This window comes from Erwinia sp. V71, assembly GCF_965644245.1.
Taxonomy (GTDB): domain Bacteria; phylum Pseudomonadota; class Gammaproteobacteria; order Enterobacterales; family Enterobacteriaceae; genus Erwinia.
The window spans coordinates 56,436-75,078 of record NZ_CBFFRK010000009.1 but is presented as its reverse complement, the minus strand read 5'-3'; the positions used below and the strand labels follow the sequence as shown (position 1 = coordinate 75,078).

Here is an 18,643-nt window from a genome sequence, read left to right as displayed (position 1 = left end):
TTCCGGCAGCCTTCAGTGGTCTTTGCAGAGTTAAGACAGGCGGCTTAGCGTTGCACTTCGAACTTGAATCCGCCACCAAGCGTTGCACTTATTATCTGAATTCGCGTATCAATAAAATACTTCAGAGAGTCACGCGGAATAAATGAGGTAAAAAAAATGCAAGATGAAGACGAAAAATATCCTTCTCTACCCCAGTCTGCCACTGTCGACCAAAAGCTTGCGGCGATAGAGGAATACGCCAGCAAAAAAAAACTTAGAGGAATGACGATTAAAGATCATTGCAAAAGAATAACAAGGGAGATGCCAAGCAAGGAAAATCCATCAATAGAGTTAAAAAATTTAGCCATGCAGTTATGTGAAGGGGTCATGACTATGAATTTCACGAAAAACAAGCATGGCATAGACGCAAAAATTGCCTTGGAATCTATAGAGAAAAAATACAAAAAAAACTCAACTGAGTATAGGTATTTAGAGCAGACAGCGAATCTAGCATACTCTGAGTCTAGCTAATAAAAATCAGCCAATTTATCTTACTCCGCTGAAAAATGAAGCATTGGTTGATGATCTATGACTCTGCCTCTTGATGCTTTCCGTGAGAGCATCCACAGTCTGAGGGTTGCTGTTGACGTTCACGGTATTAATGTGGGTGCTATTTGTGGTCTGATTTCCAGAAGCTGACTGCATCTGGTACGGCATTGAATTAGCCAGCCTTCCCTGGGTGTTATAGTACCCCCTAGTACCGCTCATGTTCCCATACACCTTCCCGGTGTAATCTCGGGTTTCTTTTGGAAGGTCGTTTATGTCACTGCCGTTGGCAATCCATTTATCGACATTTCCCATGCCCCAGTTATAAGCTCGAAGGGCATTATCAACATTGCCGCCATATCTTTTTAAAAGCTGGCGCATATATATTGAAGCTGCTGCACGAGACTTACCCGGATCCAGTCTCTCATCTACTTCAGAGTCAACGCGAAGCCCCATATCTCTCGCTGTGTCAGGCATAAACTGATATGCCCCAGTCGCTCCAGAAGCGGTATTATATGCGAGCGGGTTTCCGCCAGATTCTGTCATCATAACTGCATTAAGAAGACCATCTAACTGCGACTGACCAAGATCATTTAGTGAGTGATGTAGAGAGCCTGCATTGGCGTTGCTGATGAATAAGCTTGAAATCCAGCTCCAGAACTTATCACCACTAGCCGCAGCATTCATTGCAGGATCTGGAGCTCCGTTGGTATACATATTCCCACCAACAGAAGCTGATTTGTTGTAGTTAAGGATGCTTCCTACGTCAATTCCGGCCTTTTTGGCTTCTGCCTCTCTTTCTTCAGACCACTTCCCGACAGCCCCTACCGCTACGGCAGCCATTACCAGCGGGTTGGAACGAAGTCCAAGCGCCAGCAGCAGCAAAAGTGCATTTGCGCCGCCAACAGCATCGGTGAACTTCTTCATTGTTTCCCCGGCATCCTTGAAGAAGCCAATAATGTCGCCGTGGTGCTCCTTTATCCAGTCGCCGAATGCTTTCATTGCGGTGATGACTTCCGGCGCAAACGCCATCGCAAGGTCAGTTCGGATACGTGCAAACTCAGCATCCAGCTTGCCAAGGGTAACCAGCAGCTCCTCCTGTTCTTTCACCTGCTGCGCGGTGATGTTGGACTTCTTCGTTTCTGAGTCGACGAGAGACTTCAGCTCACCGGATTTGATCTTGGCCGCGTCTGAGGGGTCGAAACCTGCAGCGGAAAGTACCTGCATCAGGTTTTCCTGGCTGTGGCTTTTGCCGTATCGGGTGAACTCACCCAGCGCCTTGTTTGGGTCGCCGAGGTTGTTAATGTTGAGTCCGGTACGCGCGCCCAGCACCATCAGGTTTTGCGCAGCGCCGGTCAGGCCACCGAAGATTGTCGGGTCGGCGATGTTTGCCAGAGCCATGCGGGCATTGCCGGCAGCGGAGATGAACGCGTCGCCGTTTAACCCTGCCTGCTGGAATCCGCGGCGAACACCGAACACTTTGTTCACATCAGAGCCGAAGAACTTCGCCTGCTGGCTGGCGCGGACAATCTCGTTGGCAGTGGAGCTGAACAGTTGCTTGATGCCGTACAGACCGGCACCAATACCCAGGAACCCGGCGGCAGCCACTGTAACGCCACGGAATGACGAAACGGCGGCTTTACCGAACTGAGTCACCTCTCCAGTCATCGTGCCGAGTGAGCGGTTAATGTTTTTGCTGGAGCGGCCTACCTCATTCTCAAGCTTCGCTACTTCAGTGCCTATCTTGCGCTTTCCGTTCAGAAACTCATCGGCTTTGATGGTTACCTTATAGGCAAGTTCTTCGATAATCATCTCTGCTCCTGATGCTTATGCCATACGCGCTGGTTGAAGTTGTCGACTGAAATCACCTCCAGCAGGTTGTACATATCCCTGACGGATATTTTCTCCTGGAGGTCGGTGTAGGATGCTTTTCCTGAGCAAATAATGGCGTTTATGGTGGGTGAAACATTGACAGTTGAAACCAGTTTGGCCGGAAGGTCTTCCTCTTCAAGAAAGGGGTACTTTACTCTCCGGCGATGGCTAAAAAATCAAAATTAACTTTAAAGACTTTATCCATTACCTGGCGGATGGTGGATACTTCTTCGAAGTCGATGGACTTCACCGCCCTTACCTGCTGGCTGCCGTTATTTGTGATGATGATCTGCACTGTAGCCATTAACCGGTCACGCAGCATTCTGGCAACATCCGGAGATGAGGCAGAGATGACACTGAGGCCAACCGTTGCCAGCCCTGCGCAGCCCATAGCAATCACATCTGGAGGGATTTCAGAGAATTTCGAATCACCCATGGCACGGAAAATATCCTGCGCCATTTCGTCGGCGTCCCATGCCGACATTTCGGTGATAAGGAACTCTTTCCCTTTGTCTCGCCCCTCATCATCAACGATAAACGGGACTTCTTTTCTCGCCATTATGCTGCGCTCCGGGTTGCCGATTCGAAGTGGAAGACTGCTGCTCGTGGCTGCAGAACCCGGCGACCTGGCGGCGTAGGGTTCCAGGTGTACAGAACGCCGTTCACGAAGTTCCACTTAGCGCCAAGCGCCGGAACAATGAGCGTGGCATTGCAGGCAAATGCGGAGATAGCCGCGCGCTCTGCTGCGTACCAGTCATCAATCAGGCTGCCAGCATTCGACGTTGGCATAAGGTTAATGGTGAATTCGGTCGGGTTGAAGATGAATCCGGCGTGGTATTTCCCGTCAGCAGACATCATGTCTTCTTTGTTCTGCAGCGGAGCAGTCTCAAACATGTTGTCTGCTGAGTAGTCATCAACGTCAAAACCGCCAGGGTAATAGGACGGGACGACAATGTTTAATTTGCTATTCGCCGAGGTAATATCGAGTGGCATTTTGTCGTCCTTACAGAATATTGGTCGAAGTCATGTTGATGCTCTGGATCAGCTGGCCGTCAACATAATAGAAAATGGCACCATCGAGGCTTCGCTCGGTGCGAGATGCGCCGGTTTGCTCCGGGATGTAGAAGTACCAGCCCTCGGTGTACAGCACATTGGAAATGTCAGCGCCTACAGCGTCATTCACGATGTTGATTTGCGACTGGTCTAGCGTGACGCCGGCGCGGATTGCACCGAAGTTCTTCGCTGATGTCGCAACGTCGATAACCGCAGAAGAAACCGACGCGTATCCCGTGGCATTAAACGCGTATGAGGCGTTATTGGTGAACAGGTTCGCAAATGCTGCCACCAAGTTAGCGTGAATCCACACCTGGCTAATGAAGCTATCCAGCCACAGGAACTTGCCGCTGATTGCGCCGTCTGCGACGTAGTTCTTCACTGTTGCATTCTGCCCGTATGCGCCGTAGAAGCTGTAGCCGTTTGACAGCAGTGCAGCAGCGGTGGCGTTGTCGGAAACTGTTGGTGAGATACCTGAGAACGCGCGGAATTTGTACGAAACGCGGCCATTAGTGCGATTGAAGTTAAGCGATGCGGAGTATGCCAGCGCAGTAACCGCCTGCAGGTAATCTCCGTACACCGACATCACGTTTTCATAGCCGTTTGCAACCACTACAGCCTGATGGAAGCAGGATTCGTTATTCGCAACAGTCGGCGCTGCAGATGTGTCGTGAGGCACGTAACCATAACGGTTATTCGATGCATTCACCCAGGCACAGATCTCTTCCTTTACTTCATCAGTCAGCTCAACCAGGGAAGATGTCAGCACCCAATCCTGATTGACGTTGACGATCGACTCCAGTGTGTCGGTGACACTCGTTGCGTCAGCGCCGGGAGACGTGGTTGCAGCGGTCGCGGACGTAAGTTTCAGAGCAGTCGCTGCAGTACCATCTTGCGCCACAGAAACGTTACTTGATGCACCAGTAGTGGCAGAGCGGATGATGAAGCGGCTTTGCACCGGCAGCCACTCCACTGTTACGCCAGCACCGATAGCATCCTCAATCTCTTCAGCTGCCTCAGTGAAACTGGTCACTGCGGACAGGTTCAGCGATGCGCTGGTGACTGATGCGCCGTCAACGGTCAGCGTGATGGTTCCGGTAATGCCCTGCAATGCGGAGATTTTCACTCCCTTGAAGCTACCAGATAGCAGCCAGCCAGATACGGCAGACTCAACCAGGCGACCGAACAGGACAGAACCAGGGCGAACAGTGGAATTATCATAACCGGACATATAAAGCGACGCAGCCAGATACTCTTTACTGGTCGTGCCGAATGCCAGGCCGACATCTGATGCGCTGGTGTATTCTGCCACCTTGCCAACCGGCAGAAGTTCGTTATCAGAAAGAAGAAGTCCGTAAACATCCAGCGCCGTTCCCGCGGCATTTACGGTCGATGGCGTGATACTGAAGTCACGACTTAAAGGGATTTTGCTCATGGGTTCGCCTTATCAGCCTGGTTAATAGTGAATTTGGCTTTGTCGAAGTAGTCCTGTGGGACATCTATAGTGATGTGAGCCTGCAGCGAGACGGTGAGCATATATCGCTCCTGCCACTGATTCTCAGCGTTAATCATTGGTGCCTGAATGGCTTCGGTGCTGTATAGCGGCGCAAGGCGAGAATCTATCGCCTTGATTGCGTCGTAGGCGTATGCCGTCCGGAAAACAGTCTCCAGCGCAATCGCCCGGCCTCCCGCATCATCACCGTATATATCAATCTGAATGTCAGCCTGGCGCACTTCGGTAAAGCCAATGGCGCTGGTTGATGGTGATCCGGTGTCTTTGTTGATTTCCCGCGTGGTGGAAAGGCGGGTAAAGCGCAGTGGGGTCATGATGCAGAACTGACCCTTCGGCATCGGCACCCTGTCAACCTGCGCCTGCAGAACCTCCCCACAAATAGGCTCTACGAAATCAGCCAGCACATCGATGATGTTGTCTATCGTGAAGTCATTCATTCATCCACCTGCAGGCACCCCAGCAAACGTGACCAGTCTGGCCAAAGCTCCAGTGGCTCAATGACCAGCCATGTTTTACCGTCAACGATGAACAGGTCACCGCCCTTTTGCATCTCACGGTTGACGCTGTAGAAGTTGCCGTTGACGTGGATGGACTTGAACAAGCCCTGGATATTGAGGCCATCTACATGCTGTAAATCGCCTTTGGTTAGCGGTTGAAACTGAATGGTGATTTGCTCGTCTGGTTCATACTGAGGAATGGGTTTGCGCCCCGGCCCCATGACTTCGCCAGAGTACCGGCGTACCACCGCTGAAATGTTTGGGTTAACTCGCCGGGTGGCAGCGTTGGCAATGTTACGTAGGTTCAATGTCGCTCACCTCATAGTTGACATCGCCGATCATGACCTTCGTATCCACCAGTGGCTTGGTTGAATCATTACCACGAGAACGACGGGCGGCTAAGGTGGAAGGTAGAAGTGCTGGTGACATTAATGAAGCTATCGATTCCTGAACATCACCCTGAATTTGCGCACCGACAACCTCAAGAACTTGATCAACCGACCGCCCAGACTGAATGCCACGAGATATTGTTTCCGACCATTCTTTACTGTGATCTGATATGGCATTCCTGAAGTACGGTCGAGGCTGCTGATTATTAGCCGGGTCACCATACTCGCTTCTGGTTGCCGCCATTGCTACTGGAGTTCCGTCAGGATAAGTGGCTCCATCAATGAAACCGACCTTAACCTGCATGGAAGCCAATTTCGACGCGACATTATTCAGATATTCTTCAATAGCATCAGCCATAAACGCTCCCCGGATAGTAGTTCGCCATGCGATATACTTTCGTTGCCTGCCAGAAATCCATGCCGTATGGACTCTGCGTATACCAGGCATAGCGAAACTCTACCGCGCCCATATCCAAAGAAACGGACACGCTCCCTTCAGAAGCCGAGGAGACGCGCCCTGCCAATCCTTTCTTACCGTTACCATCAGAATCTCCGTATCGCATGTACGCGAGGTGAGCCATAAGCAGATAGAGCAGTCGCTCACGCTTAACGACATCCTCTACAAGAGAATATTCGGAGTTGTTCAGATAGTCGGTTGACTGGTCGAAAAGGAATGGCAGGGCAGGGTCTGCTACGTTGGAGAACTCAGGGAACATGGCGCGGAACTTGTCGGTATCAAGCGCCACGATTGCCATGATTTATTCCTCTTTGTCGGGCTTTGTCGTCTGTTTTTTCGGGTCGAGTTGCTCCATGCCGGTCTTCTGGCCGACGCGCTCTTTCGATGCGTCAGCAGCAGACTTTTCATCAGTTACAGCAAACACCACGCCGTTTTTGATGACAGGCTGGTCTGCGAAGGTTTTTGCAAACCCCTCCCACAAGTCGGCAGGAACCTCTCGAGTAATCCCGAACCCGTTAATCAGCATCGAATCGTTTGTGCCCGCGAGCTTTAGCTTTTGACCTCCATGGCTGATGACCAGGCCGGCGGGGAGTTTGCAGCCGATGATATAGGTTGATGGTTTAGCTGACATTATGCCCCCAGCATTTGAGCAAACAGGAATGGCTGCGTGATTACCGCGCCGTAAGTGGTGCCAGAGTATTTCTGCTTGTACGAAGAAACCTCAGTAACCAATGGATGCGCGCGAAGTTTCTCGCTGTACGCCATAAAGCCAACTTCCTGACCCTGTGCAGTTTCAACGAACATCTGGATCAGCTCGCCTGCGTCTGTGCTGTACTGAGGTGCTGTCTCAAAGCGCATGTTCGGGAACGCTTTCTTCAGCATGTCTTCCAGAGAGGTTGCGAAGATTTCGTTCGCAGACTTCAGGTTAACGCTCAGCTTGTTGGACATCGCCAGCACGAGGTTAGATGACATATCTACGCCGTCGCCAACGATACCGTTAGTGCGCGCCACCAAGTCTTCGTACAGCGCCAAAATGTCGTTGTACTTGTCGACAACCTGCTTGTCTTTCCAGAGAACACTGCCACCCACTGTCAGAGGGGTGATCGGTGCAGGCAGTGACGGGTCGTTCAGCAGGCCGTAATTGCGCAGTCCTGCAACGCCGTAGAAATAGAACTTGTTTTGATCCTGGTCGAGGACGTTTACTGCCGCACGCTGCTTTTTTGCTGCGTAGGGCAGCATAGCCAGGCCATAACGCTCCTGCTCCAGCTCACCGTATTGCACCATAGTCTGGTAGCGATAAACGTCACGATTTTCCCATGACGGAGTAACCTGCACCGCACCCTGCTCGCTGTAGTCGTCATACGCCACAGTGTCGCCAGTTTCTTCGATGCGCTGGATCATGAAGCTATCCTGTGCCCAGGAACCGCGCTTCTCTTCACGACCGAGAATGGCCGTAGCTCGGTTAGGGGTGAACAGCGTCTCAACGATGGTCGGGTCGATGAAGGTTGAAACGATGGCTGGGATACCACCGTTTGGAGCCATGCTTGGCTGAGGATCAGCATCCATCGCCAGGCGGTTCACAGAAGGCTGCAGATAGATGCCCTGGGCGTTAGCAACCTGCTGGAAGTCTTTAAATGATGGTTGTGGCATTACGCTTTACTCCAGGAAGAAATAATTACCAGGTCGCCTACTGCAGCACCCTGAGAAACATACCAGTCGGTTTCAACGTGACCGGCGACAGTTTCACCCTCTGCGCCTGTGGCAATAGAGCCATCCGTTACGCTGGCGAAAACTTTCTGGCCAACAGTCGCAACAGTGGACGATTTAACCCAGAAGTCACCGCCGACTTTTGGTGAAATTTCCACTCCACCACGAATCAGCATGCTTGCGCTCTGACCGTAACCGATGATTGCCTGCGCCAGGTTCTGGATGAAGCCAACCGGTTTGGAATCTGCTGCCGGAGCTACGTTGGTTACAACTTTCGGGTCAGTGGCATCACGGAAGACGAATGTTGCGATAGTTACGCCAGCGGTTGCTGATTTAAACGCACCCGGGCCGCCCGCTGCAGCGATAATTGGCGAGGATGACGCCGGATGGCCTACCTGACCGACACCGCGATAGATGCCTACACTTTCTTGAAATGCCATTATGCTTTACCCCCGCGGATCATTTTCATAACTTCGGATTTGGTGTCACCACTCAGATGATGAGGGGCAGAGTCTTGCGCCATTGCGGCCGGACGGGCATAAGCTTTGAAGACCGAACTCAACGCAGAGACCGGCAGCGTAGCGTGATCGTCACACCCAAGCTGCTTAAGCGCGGTGCGATAGACCTCTTCGGCGCTGTCGCAGGCCAGTTCACCAACAACCGGACGAACATCACGCTCGGCCTGACGCAGGGCAACGAAGCGCTGCTCAACGGCCTGAGTGGCAGACTTGATCGCAGAGTCCATCGCTAAACGGCTGTCGTTTGCCATTTTTGCTTTGTCCTTCTTATCGTCTTCATCTTCGTCTTCCGCTTTTTTATCTTTCTTGTCTTTGCCGTCGTCATCTTCATCGGCGGCGCGGCGATCTTTTTCGCGGTCTTTTTTCTCGCGTTCTTCACGCTCTTTCAGTTCGCGCTCTTCGCGAGCCAGGCGTTCAGCTTCGGACTCGTTGTCCTTTTCTGCCCGCGTAGCATCATCTTTGATGACCTTGCTGACTTCTTTTTTCACTTCTTCGGGGTCAGCATCGCTTGCCAGTTTCGGCAGGATATAGGCCCAGAACTTGTCTAATTTGGACATTAGCGTTTTTCCTATTGAAGGTTTGGAGTCATAAACAAACACGTCGGAACCAGCCCGACCACTTGGCACGATTGCCACGTGATTACAAACGATGTCGCGCATAACTCCATCGTATGCCTCGCCCTCGTACACGCCTGGCGTCATGTCGAGACGGTAGCGGTATGAGGATGAATTTTCTTTCTGCCTCTCGGTCTCGATACCCATGATGGAATCGACATCCCAGATGACCATTGAGTTTTTCAGATAGGTTCCGTCAAACTCGGCGCTCTCTCCGGTTGAACCGATAATGGCGTCTTTCGGCGGGTCGACAACGCTAACGCCAATGTGCTGGTTGAGAACTGGCTTGTTATTGAACGTTGACACAGCCTTTAACAGTTCTTCCGGGTCGCGAAGCAGTCGGTAAGCTTTATTGGGCTCTAAACCAAATCTTTCCGAGTCAGGAATCTCTTTCCCGTAATAGACGCACACATTGGCTTTGCTGATTGGCGTCAGCGACACATGAAGCATTCCGTCGGCGTCATAGCGCCTGACGCTCTCCTTATCAAAGGCAAACTTCACATCTTTCATGCTTTTACCTTTCTTCAGGCAATAAAAAAGGTCGCCTTAGCGACCTTGTCTTGTTGTTTAAATCAGAACGGCAATACCGGCTTCCATGTACACCCGCAATTTGGTAACTGACCGGGCATGATGTACTCACCGTCAATCAGGCAGCCTTCGGACAGCTTGAAGCGCTTGCGCTCCTTTCCGGCTTTAACGTGGCTCTGTCGCGGCTTATTACCGCCACCGCTATGCACCCACTCACCTTCGGTGATTCCGGCAGCCTGCTGTCTTGCTGCTGACAGGGCGCTGGTCGCCTTGCGGGTCTGGTCACGAGCTATGAACTCAGCCCTTCGCCGGGTGATGCCGTGACGCTTGCCGAAGTTAGCTTCAATCTCATCAGCCAGTGCTTTCCTGTCGCCACCACGCGCAACAGCCCGGTAAACCATCCCCTCGACCTCGGTGAAGTATTTCTCAGGGATAGAGCGTATCAGCGACACATTCTCAGCAATGATGGCATCGACCTTCTCGGTCATTGCCGGCGTCCATTGCATGTTGATGGTGATCGCCTCTTTTCTCGCAGAAGCCAGCAACCCACGATCAACCGCAGATTCTGTTTTTTTCACCAGACCATCAGATATCGGAATGGCTTTACTGACGAACAAATCAACCCACTTCCTTGCCAATGCGTCGAGCGCACGCTTAACCAGTTGCACCGGGTTGGCGTCCATTGCCAGTTGTGAATCCTGCGCCAGAGGGTTATCACGGATGATATCGAGCACCTGGCGCTTAACGTCGTCGTTCATCTCGCGTATCTCTGCGAGTAATTCCCGCTGATACCACTTGATGTTTCCGGCGTTATAGTTGACTGCCTTCAGGCTCTTCGTCTTCTTCCGGCTCATAGTCACCATCCAGATTTTCGAAACCGGCGTTTTCAATGCCTTTCAGTGCTTCACGCGCTTCTTCAGAGCTGACAAGTTGGCTGTCTGCTGCCACCGCTACCGTTTCAACTCGCAACTTGGCGATTTCAGCACGCTCTTTTTCGCTAATTTCATCCAGAGGTTTGAACTCGAAATAGATGTCATCGTTGATAGCGCCGAACTCTGAAAGCTGAATCAGCTTGAAGATGTTCTCCAGAGGCCGACGCATCTCGCCATCCTGATACCCGGAAACCGTTTCGTGCCAGGTTGCAAGCTCGGAATCTCCGGATGCATTAAGACCAGCGGGCGCATTACCAAGCAGCTTGAGGTTAGTGATGCGCGCAGGGAGACAGAGCTGGTCCTGATAGTTAGACAGGAGGTTTGACAGCTCACTGAGGGAGGTCTGCATGTGCAGAAGATCCTCATCGTTGTCGATAGCCCAGATGCCAAAGTTATCCTGATACTGCGTGAACAGCTTAATGCGCTTGTCGAACTGACCTGGCTCCTGCAGCCGTGCATCCATATCAGTTTTCAGTGCCCGCATGCGCAATGTGCGGAGAATCTTTATCACGTTCTTCTTGGCGTCACGCCAGTCATCAACGTAATCCTCCATCATCTGCGTGAGAGACAGCCCGCCGAAGTTGTACGACGGTTTGAGGATGTCTGGTACAGGGCGGCTGACGATATCCATGAAACGGGATTCGTGAACCGTGTCGCCCATGACGAACCAGGATTGCGGTTTATAGAATCCTTCCTGAAGCGGCCAGCGGGTGTTGTATAGAGCCGGATATACCCAGGTGGGGTCGACAACACGCAGCCCTTTCAGTGATCCTTTGGTAATCTTCCGGGGGTCAAGGAACAGCGGCTTACTCAGTTCATCGCCGATAGCGCCGACATCGATAAAGATGTGAGCCACGCCAAACATCGAGTCCTGACGAACAGCCTCGTGCATCAGGCGCTTAACGTCGTACTTCTCCAGCGCCCTTTCCATCTCATCAATCGCTGGATCATGGTCGCCTTCCTTGCGGCTCTTAACCTCAATCCAGTTACGGGTCATCTCGTCAGCGAACACGTTGTGCATGTTCGAGTATTCTACCTGCTGAGACATTGCTGCCAGAGCAGGGTAACCACGGAACCCGGAATATTCAGTACCGGCATACATCGCGTTAATCGCTTCGTATGGAGTGGCATCCATTGCGAAGGTGACCTTCTCTTTTCCTTCAGGTATGACGCCCGGCAACGGTTCGTAGGTTTTAAACTCAGCCATCGGCACTGCATCATTAGCAACCGCCGCAGAGTCCAGGTGCATCTGCGTAATTTTTGCTAACTCCCGGCGAGTTGCCTGCGCGGCTTTACGTCTTGTCATTGAAGTATCTCGTCAGGGATATGGAATGGCTTGTGAATCGGCGCGAATGCCATGATTAGGGAGTCAGCCATGTTTGGTGATGGTATGCCGCGCTTCTTCATGTCTTTTTTGCTCTCAACCTTCACGCGCCCGTTATTGTCGTAATCCACCCACGGGCGGGACAGCTCAGCCTTCAGGTATTCGAGTTGCTTAATGCCGGATGACAGGCTGATTAGCTGGTCATCGGTGAATTGCTTCACAAATTCAGTGTCATTCGGATTTGCTTCGAGGTGCTTAATCACTCGCCAGGTGTTATAGAACCGGTCACGAACACCCCACCACGCTTGTGCCTTGATGTTGGAAAACATGTCTTTGTTGGTTTTGCCGTCTGCATATTTTGCTTCTGGCTTAAACACAGACTCACCGGCATTAAAGCCAGTGGCTGGAATGCGACACACGCGCTTCAGGTGCGCTTTTACGCCAGCCCCAACACCGATAGAGTCGTAAACAATCTCGCTTGCTCTTACCTCTTCTGCGTAGTTCTTAACGCGGTCAGCAGAGGTGATTACGTCGCCTTTGTTCCACTGCTGGCAGTCAATGACAACCGACCCATGAGCAAGAGTGGTGGCGTTACTATCTTCACCCTCGTCAGCCACGTCGAAGCCGACACGCTTGCGACCGGATGCGGAAAATCCGATTTTCAGGTGAGCATCTACAGCAGCTGCAATCCACGACGGCTTGATGATTGCCATGTCGCTGTCTGCAACCGGCTCTCCTTCCCAGATGTGCAGGTAAAGGTCGTAGTCCCGCTCTTTGCACTCAGCCATCTGCGCCGGCAGCGGGGAATCATCGAAGAACGGGTTGTGGTTGTAATTCGCCTTGAGAACCACAGCCCCGGATGGCGGGTTGACAATAAAGCGCTGATAAGTGTCGTCAAGGATGTTTTTGGGGTTAAAGCTCACCCAAATCTCAGAATGCTTGTCGCCGCGAATGGAGGGGATCAGCACATCCCATGAATCTTTAGTAACCGCCTCTGCCTCTTCCACCCAGCAAATGCCAACGCCCTGAATTGACTTAATCTTGGTTACATTGTTCTTTATGCCGGCAAAGACAAAACTTGCACCGGTTGCTAGGTGAACAATGGTGTTTTTCTGGATTTCAAACTCATGCGAGTAACCAAGGCGATCTATCGTCTCGCACAGCAGCTTGTGTACCGAGTCACTAATAGCCCCCTGAAACTCACGAGTGCACAAAATTACGGTCTTAATGCGACGCGATATCTCAATAGCCAGCTCAGCGAAGAAATACGACTTACCACTCCCCCTTCCGCCGTAAGCCACTTTGTAAGGCGCGCTCTCAGCGAAAGGAAGAAAGTATGGGTTAGCCATTGAAAATATCCTTGATGGAGCGAGTCTCGACCGTTACGCCACCGCTAATTTCTGTTTTCTCTTTGAACGCCTGCACATCGACGTGCTTGCCGAGCAACTCAAGGTTCTTCACCTTGTCGGGCCACTTCACTTTCTTCAGTAGGCCTGCTGCGTCACCTGCTATTTCGGTTACGTCCATACCGGATAATGTCGTGCGCCATACTTTGGGCCAGTCTTTAATCGGCTTAAGCTCGCCATTGGCAAGGAGAATGTCGAGCACATCCATCTGGTCAATCTCAACCAGGCGACGAAGCACGTAGGCGGCGTCAATACCAACCCTTTCATTCCTGTCGGCTTTCAGCTCACTGATTCGTGATTGCACCATAACATTTGATAACAGACGGCTGGATTGCTCTTGAGCGGTCTTTTCGCTGTATCCCGCCCTAATGGCTGCCTGAGTGGCATTGAGGTCAACTATGAACTCACGGGCAAACAGCTCTTGTTTGTCGGTGAGCTTTGCCATTTATTTCTCTCTGGTGATCGTTGCCTGTTCGATACTGACAACGTGATCGAGGTTAATGTATATCTCTATACCATCCTCGCGAGTAAGCGTGATTGATTGTGGTCTTGACTGACCAGAACACCTCAGAGGCAGAGGGATATACCCTTCATCCACCCTGCTATCTATGTAGCGCACTACGGCAGCAACTTTTTCAATGACTATTGGCATTTAGAATTATCCACTGGGTGGGTTGAATACATTGCGGTGATTGGCGATACACGCGCCGATTTAAACTTACATAAAACTCTGTTGCCGTGCCTTTGATGGGTCTTTGTCAGAATTTTATAAAGTGCGTTAATCGTCGCTTACGCCAAGCTGACCGGAGTTACGCATTGACTGCATAAGCTCGGATATAGTTGTTCCCATGGCCCCAATAGCTGCAATTACATTCTTGTATTGTTATTTCAGGCACTGTTCACGCACATACGCTTGCAGGCCGGTTAGTTGACTGGTAATTGTGCTGATCCGCTCTCGGAGGGTGAAATAATCCCGTTGAGCGGCGTCAGTAAGTCGGGGGCTGGCTGCATCATCCACGCTGGCGGCGCCGGTGGTGTTGTTTTTGGTGCTGCAGGTGGCGTTGAGCTGCAGCCGCTTACGGCCATCAGCAACATCACGCTGCAATCCATCAATAGTCGCTTTGGCATCAACCAGTTCCCCGGTGTATTTGGCATCCAGTGCAGCAACGTCGCGCTGACGGGTTTGCATGTCGCTGATAGTGTCATTAGCCAGCTTCAGGCCGCTTTCTGCTCTATCAGCGCGCCTAGTCTCATCGCCTGACTGGTCGTAGAAATAAGCAGTGGCACCACAAAGCAGCAAGATAACAATCAGCAGAACCAACTCAAGCCTGCTCATTTCAGCCCATCCAGGCAAAGCTTCTTCTCTGCATCTCGCCGCTTAACCAAACCTGGTAGCACCTGATTTCCCGCGTATACCCAGCGGGTAAATTCATTGCACGCACCAGCCGTGTAGCCTGCGCGAAAATATCGGAACATCGTCGATTTTTGCATGCTGGCGCATCCGGCATTAAAGGTGATGCTGGTTGCTGCGCTGAATGTGTTATCGGAAAGGCTTTTCCCACTGGCGTATCGGTTAACGCAACTCTCCGCCTCCAGAATGTTCTTTTGCCAGTCGGCGGCGATCTGCGCATCAGTCTTCACAGTACCGGCCACTACACCGTGAGTGTTCCCGATGCCGTCCGTCAGCACGCCAGCGGGACATACATATGGCGAACGGCGGCAGGATTCAGCATTGCCGATCAGCTCCAGCCCGCGCTCATTCGTGCGAACATGGCCGTTTGACAGCACCACAGCGATGATCGCCATAACAGAACACACCCCACCAGCAACACCACCAGCTTTTTTTAGTGTCGCCATTTAGTCATCCTGTGGTGGAGTTAGAACGTTGCCGCGAGCCAGCGCGTTCTCATAAGCGCGAGTCTGGCGATATTTGAAGTAGAGATTGGTGAAGTAAGTTGCGAGGCCAATCACGATACCGCTGATCAGAGCGATGACGTTCCAGTCCAGTCCATGAAACCATTCGAACATGCCGCCAGCGCCCCCACATATCAGGCCGCCTGACGTGCAGTAAGTTGCAGCCGATGCGATTTTATCAGGCATAGTTTTAACCATAGCCACCTCCGTATTTTCGGATGGCGCTGTCTGTAGTAACAAAAGGAAAGTCGCCCGCTGCCACGATCGGGAAAGGTTTTCGTTGCAGTGATTGGCAGGGGCGAAAAAGCATCAATCTCGCCAAAGAATCAATACACATAATACACACAAACCCTTGCATTTAAGTGTGTATTATGTGTATAATGATTCCATCAGTTAACGAGACGGAGGAAGTTTGAAGAGTTCGGAACTGATAAAACTGTTAGAGAAAAACGGCTGGATACTGGAGAGAGTTAAGGGCAGTCACCACCAGTTCAGCCACCCGGATTTCCCTAACATAGTCACGGTTCCGCACCCCAAAAAGGATTTGAAGACTGGCACAGTTCACCAAATCATGAAGGATGCGAAACTTAAGTAATCAGGAGCCGCCCGCAAGGGCGCTCTTTTTGCGTGAGGTAAATGCATGTTGTATTCAGCATACGTCGAAATCGATACTGATGGCTCAGCCAGCGGTTATTTCCCTGATGTGCCGGGCTGTATTTTTGCCGGAGACACACCAGAGGAAACAATAAAAGACGCTCACTCAGCGCTGGAAGCTCATTTCGAGTTAATGGCTGAAAAAGGACTTGCTATTCCTGATGCATCCGCCACCTGGCGAATGGATATGTCGCCAGAAAACGGTAGCGGGGAGGAAGACAAGCAAGGCGGCTGGGTTTATATCGAGATCGACACAACTAAATATCTCGGGAAGTCAGAGCGCATCAATATCACCATGCCACACCTGCTGATCGAGAAAATCGATAAAGCCGTAGGCCAAAACTCTCGTTACAGCAGTCGCAGCCACTTTATCGCTGAAGCTGCACGTAAAGAGCTATCGCAGATCTAAGCAACTATCTCCGTCTCACCAGGCCGCGCATGCGGCCTTTTTTATGTCCTGTTACGGTGGACCACCGTCGCTGTGCTACCAGCGGGATTTGGCGAGTTATATGGAGCATCTGGCCGGAATCGAACCGGCATCATCTGCTTGGAAGGCAGAGGTAATTGCCAATATACGACAGATGCAGAATTGCCCTCTGTGGCTGGAGAGGGACAATAAAAAAGCCAGATGGCGGAACGGTGAGGTTAATCACCCGGCGCATCTGGCTTTGATTTGTCGCTCAGTTCGTTTTACGCCCCGAGCATACAGCAAATATGCCAGGTGGCTTGCCCTTTGTCTTTAGCAGTTAGTGCTATTTTTCTATTCACGCTGCAATTTTAAGAATCTCCTTCTCCATTTCACGCTTAACGGCGTAATACATTTCCCCTTCCAGGATGTCCTGCGCCCATTCCATTCTATTTCTGGCTTCCTTGGTCGTGAGGCTGCAGTGATAAATCAGAGATGACGCGATGTTTTGCGCGCTCTTGCGCTTGCAATACCGTAATCTGGCTATGTTCCGGATTGGGTTGTCCCGGCCAAATGTCTTAACCATGACCATCTCCATAAAGCATGCATCATCTGATTCTTTGGCGAGAGCGATGATGTTTGCTGATGAGGATTGCGGTATCAGTAAGTCACGAGCTTTGCGATAGAGTTCTTCGCCGCGCAGGCCGTCACAGTGAAGCTGTGTGACGATTTTCTCTATCTGCTTACCCTTCTGCTCACTCCATTCACTGCGCATCATTAAGCGACCGATTACGTTGATTTCACCGCGTTCGAAGTCTTCTCCGCCGAGATGGTCACCCCACACGGTTAACAGATTGCGCACCCATGCCTGTTGAGATTGATTAATCGTCTTCCAGCCATTACCGAATAACCGGCGCATATCCGCTGCTGAGCGCACTCCGGCCAGGCGAACAATTTGCTGATAGTCGCGTTCAATTCGCATGTTTAACCCCCATGAGTTTTGCTGTGTTCCGCAATATGCGGTAATTTATTTCGAACATCCGGCGGGATCGGTACATTCGCAGTAGCTGCCATTTCTTTCTGAGGTAGTCGGTCACTATTCCACCATCTCGTTTTGCCACAGGGGTAGAGGGTCTTTATGTCCGGTCTTCCGAATACGGGCCTTGGCATTTCGCTCAATCTGGATGAGCTTTTCGATGTTCTGCCGGCGCTGGGTTTCTTCTCTGCGGAGGTGCTTCACGTTTTGTAAGTAACGATTCTCCGTTTCACACAGATGCAGGATGTAATTGAATGGCTCAACCAGTGCGTTACAGCGACGACAGCGAAGAGTTCGCTCTTTCTCATCGACCAGAACAGCATCATGGTGGCAGTAGATCTTCCCGGCATCCTCCCGCCTCATTGCCAGTTCATCATCCAGATCCTGCTTCCTCTCAGGGAATGAGACGACATTGCTTAACTCTCTTTCCGTTTCGGTAGTCATGCAGCTTCCCTCTCTTTGAATAATGCCCGCAGCAAAGCCCTGTAACGTGCCCTTATGGTGTCCAGTTCTTCCCGCGTGTATCGGTGGGGGTTGTTGTCAGATTCAATAGCCAGCACGCGTTTAAGGCCGATTTTGGCTATGAGCGCTATACGGTATGAACCAATCGCGCCGGAGTGATGGATATTGCAGGCTGAACACTGGCTGTGACAGTTATCCTCATTGAACCGAAGGTGTGATGCCGCTGCTGTCGTCCGAAAATGCCCGGCGTGATAACTTACCGCCGTTGTGCTGCCGCAGCTGATGCAGATATTCCCGTCCCGCGCTCTAATGTAGTCGTTAAACACTCGCTGAGTCATATTCACCCAGTGGCTTAACGGCTTCACATCTGCCTTGCGTTTGTTCCATGCCGCGCGCTGCTCTTTCTCCAGGCGCTTTTGCTTGCGCTCGGATAGCTGGTTAGCGAGTTGAATTGCACATTTTGGTGAGCAGACGGTTTGGAGGCTATTGCGGGGGATGAATTTCACAGGGCAGCATTTGCACTTCTTCGGCTTAGGCGGTTTTTGCTTAATGGCCTTGACCATCTTCACCCCCTTCCGGCTCACCAAGCCCATATGACCGGCGGCAATCTTCACACACATGCGTCTCTGTTGGATCCAGCGGGTTGCCACATCCGCCGCAGCGTGGGCTATGACCAGCATCGATGTTCATATCGCGTGTCCTTTTTCGGTGGGTGATTTCCTTCCGGCAGCAACGCCGATACCAGCCACAGTCGCGGGTCGGTAGCTATTGCCTTTCTGGTCTGGATGTTTCGGGATGCATATCGGGAGAGGAGTTCGTTTGCGGTGTCAGTGTCG

27 protein-coding genes and 1 tRNA gene are annotated in these 18,643 nt (G+C 51.5%); 3 read left to right on the top strand and 25 right to left on the bottom strand.

Going from position 1 to position 18,643, the window contains the following annotated elements; all coding sequences use genetic code 11:
* The first annotated feature begins 156 nt into the window (after positions 1-156).
* Positions 157-510, top strand: a complete 354-nt coding sequence (locus ACSZO1_RS03840; RefSeq protein ID WP_437609689.1) for a hypothetical protein — start codon at positions 157-159, stop codon at positions 508-510.
* A gap of 15 nt (positions 511-525) precedes the next feature.
* On the opposite strand, the gene ACSZO1_RS03835 is transcribed toward ACSZO1_RS03840, so the two are convergent.
* From ACSZO1_RS03835 to ACSZO1_RS03745, 19 genes are all read right to left on the bottom strand, one after another.
* Complete coding sequence (locus tag ACSZO1_RS03835) at positions 526-2,337, bottom strand: lytic transglycosylase domain-containing protein (protein ID WP_437609687.1); 1,812 nt, start codon at positions 2,335-2,337, stop codon at positions 526-528.
* Positions 2,338-2,548: 211 nt separating this feature from the next.
* Entirely contained in the window at positions 2,549-2,956 is a 408-nt protein-coding gene (locus ACSZO1_RS03830) for a hypothetical protein (RefSeq protein WP_437609685.1), read from the bottom strand.
* Positions 2,956-3,390 carry a phage tail fiber protein gene (locus ACSZO1_RS03825; protein WP_437609683.1) on the bottom strand — a complete coding sequence of 145 codons (435 nt, stop codon included), beginning with the start codon at positions 3,388-3,390 and terminating at the stop codon, positions 2,956-2,958. The genes ACSZO1_RS03830 and ACSZO1_RS03825 overlap by 1 nt, the downstream gene beginning before the upstream one ends.
* A 10-nt stretch (positions 3,391-3,400) precedes the next feature.
* Positions 3,401-4,885 carry a DUF3383 domain-containing protein gene (locus tag ACSZO1_RS03820; protein WP_437609680.1) on the bottom strand — a complete coding sequence of 495 codons (1,485 nt, stop codon included), beginning with the start codon at positions 4,883-4,885 and terminating at the stop codon, positions 3,401-3,403.
* Positions 4,882-5,400 (bottom strand): phage neck terminator protein, encoded by a 519-nt coding sequence (locus tag ACSZO1_RS03815; protein WP_437609678.1) that lies wholly within the window; start codon positions 5,398-5,400, stop codon positions 4,882-4,884. Before ACSZO1_RS03815 ends, ACSZO1_RS03820 begins: the two co-directional genes overlap by 4 nt.
* A complete protein-coding gene (locus ACSZO1_RS03810) occupies positions 5,397-5,768 on the bottom strand; it encodes a hypothetical protein (RefSeq protein WP_437609676.1) in 372 nt (123 codons plus the stop codon). The genes ACSZO1_RS03815 and ACSZO1_RS03810 overlap by 4 nt, the downstream gene beginning before the upstream one ends.
* Positions 5,755-6,207 (bottom strand): hypothetical protein, encoded by a 453-nt coding sequence (locus ACSZO1_RS03805; protein ID WP_437609674.1) that lies wholly within the window; start codon positions 6,205-6,207, stop codon positions 5,755-5,757. The genes ACSZO1_RS03810 and ACSZO1_RS03805 overlap by 14 nt, the downstream gene beginning before the upstream one ends.
* Positions 6,200-6,604, bottom strand: a complete 405-nt coding sequence (locus ACSZO1_RS03800; RefSeq protein ID WP_437609671.1) for a DUF4054 domain-containing protein — start codon at positions 6,602-6,604, stop codon at positions 6,200-6,202. Before ACSZO1_RS03800 ends, ACSZO1_RS03805 begins: the two co-directional genes overlap by 8 nt.
* Positions 6,605-6,607: 3 nt before the next feature.
* Positions 6,608-6,937, bottom strand: a complete 330-nt coding sequence (locus ACSZO1_RS03795) for a hypothetical protein (protein WP_437609670.1) — start codon at positions 6,935-6,937, stop codon at positions 6,608-6,610.
* On the bottom strand, positions 6,937-7,956 hold the full coding sequence (locus ACSZO1_RS03790) for a hypothetical protein (RefSeq protein WP_437609668.1): 1,020 nt from the start codon (positions 7,954-7,956) through the stop codon (positions 6,937-6,939). The genes ACSZO1_RS03795 and ACSZO1_RS03790 overlap by 1 nt, the downstream gene beginning before the upstream one ends.
* A complete protein-coding gene (locus ACSZO1_RS03785; RefSeq protein ID WP_437609666.1) occupies positions 7,956-8,453 on the bottom strand; it encodes a structural cement protein Gp24 in 498 nt (165 codons plus the stop codon). The genes ACSZO1_RS03790 and ACSZO1_RS03785 overlap by 1 nt, the downstream gene beginning before the upstream one ends.
* Positions 8,453-9,655: a DUF2213 domain-containing protein gene (locus ACSZO1_RS03780; protein WP_437609664.1), complete on the bottom strand. Its 1,203-nt coding sequence runs from the start codon at positions 9,653-9,655 to the stop codon at positions 8,453-8,455. The genes ACSZO1_RS03785 and ACSZO1_RS03780 overlap by 1 nt, the downstream gene beginning before the upstream one ends.
* A 62-nt stretch (positions 9,656-9,717) precedes the next feature.
* Entirely contained in the window at positions 9,718-10,527 is an 810-nt protein-coding gene (locus tag ACSZO1_RS03775; protein ID WP_437609662.1) for a phage head morphogenesis protein, read from the bottom strand.
* A complete protein-coding gene (locus ACSZO1_RS03770; RefSeq protein ID WP_437609660.1) occupies positions 10,484-11,911 on the bottom strand; it encodes an anti-CBASS protein Acb1 family protein in 1,428 nt (475 codons plus the stop codon). The genes ACSZO1_RS03775 and ACSZO1_RS03770 overlap by 44 nt, the downstream gene beginning before the upstream one ends.
* On the bottom strand, positions 11,908-13,278 hold the full coding sequence (locus ACSZO1_RS03765) for a PBSX family phage terminase large subunit (RefSeq protein WP_437609658.1): 1,371 nt from the start codon (positions 13,276-13,278) through the stop codon (positions 11,908-11,910). Before ACSZO1_RS03765 ends, ACSZO1_RS03770 begins: the two co-directional genes overlap by 4 nt.
* Entirely contained in the window at positions 13,271-13,780 is a 510-nt protein-coding gene (locus ACSZO1_RS03760; RefSeq protein WP_437609657.1) for a terminase small subunit, read from the bottom strand. Before ACSZO1_RS03760 ends, ACSZO1_RS03765 begins: the two co-directional genes overlap by 8 nt.
* Positions 13,781-14,218: 438 nt before the next feature.
* A complete protein-coding gene (locus ACSZO1_RS03755) occupies positions 14,219-14,671 on the bottom strand; it encodes a lysis protein (RefSeq protein WP_437609655.1) in 453 nt (150 codons plus the stop codon).
* A complete protein-coding gene (locus ACSZO1_RS03750; protein WP_437609653.1) occupies positions 14,668-15,192 on the bottom strand; it encodes a lysozyme in 525 nt (174 codons plus the stop codon). Before ACSZO1_RS03750 ends, ACSZO1_RS03755 begins: the two co-directional genes overlap by 4 nt.
* Entirely contained in the window at positions 15,193-15,447 is a 255-nt protein-coding gene (locus tag ACSZO1_RS03745) for a phage holin (RefSeq protein WP_437609651.1), read from the bottom strand.
* Between the two features lie 214 nt (positions 15,448-15,661).
* Here ACSZO1_RS03745 and ACSZO1_RS03740 point away from each other — a divergent pair, with 214 nt between their 5' ends.
* Positions 15,662-15,844, top strand: a complete 183-nt coding sequence (locus ACSZO1_RS03740) for a type II toxin-antitoxin system HicA family toxin (protein ID WP_437609649.1) — start codon at positions 15,662-15,664, stop codon at positions 15,842-15,844.
* Positions 15,845-15,889: 45 nt separating this feature from the next.
* The gene (locus tag ACSZO1_RS03735; RefSeq protein WP_437609647.1) at positions 15,890-16,312 is read left to right on the top strand and encodes a type II toxin-antitoxin system HicB family antitoxin; all 423 of its coding nucleotides are present in this window, start codon (positions 15,890-15,892) and stop codon (positions 16,310-16,312) included.
* 101 nt (positions 16,313-16,413) lie between these two features.
* Here ACSZO1_RS03735 and ACSZO1_RS03730 read toward each other — a convergent pair.
* The 6 genes from ACSZO1_RS03730 to ACSZO1_RS03705 form a co-directional block, all read right to left on the bottom strand.
* Positions 16,414-16,488 (bottom strand) — tRNA-Gly (locus tag ACSZO1_RS03730).
* Positions 16,489-16,667: 179 nt separating this feature from the next.
* Entirely contained in the window at positions 16,668-17,291 is a 624-nt protein-coding gene (locus ACSZO1_RS03725) for a hypothetical protein (RefSeq protein ID WP_437609645.1), read from the bottom strand.
* On the bottom strand, positions 17,281-17,406 hold the full coding sequence (locus tag ACSZO1_RS03720; RefSeq protein ID WP_437609642.1) for a YlcG family protein: 126 nt from the start codon (positions 17,404-17,406) through the stop codon (positions 17,281-17,283). The genes ACSZO1_RS03725 and ACSZO1_RS03720 overlap by 11 nt, the downstream gene beginning before the upstream one ends.
* On the bottom strand, positions 17,406-17,789 hold the full coding sequence (locus tag ACSZO1_RS03715; protein WP_437609640.1) for a hypothetical protein: 384 nt from the start codon (positions 17,787-17,789) through the stop codon (positions 17,406-17,408). The genes ACSZO1_RS03720 and ACSZO1_RS03715 overlap by 1 nt, the downstream gene beginning before the upstream one ends.
* Positions 17,786-18,370 carry a recombination protein NinG gene (locus ACSZO1_RS03710; protein ID WP_437609638.1) on the bottom strand — a complete coding sequence of 195 codons (585 nt, stop codon included), beginning with the start codon at positions 18,368-18,370 and terminating at the stop codon, positions 17,786-17,788. Before ACSZO1_RS03710 ends, ACSZO1_RS03715 begins: the two co-directional genes overlap by 4 nt.
* Positions 18,354-18,497: a protein NinF gene (locus tag ACSZO1_RS03705; protein ID WP_437609636.1), complete on the bottom strand. Its 144-nt coding sequence runs from the start codon at positions 18,495-18,497 to the stop codon at positions 18,354-18,356. Before ACSZO1_RS03705 ends, ACSZO1_RS03710 begins: the two co-directional genes overlap by 17 nt.
* Positions 18,498-18,643 lie beyond the last annotated feature (146 nt).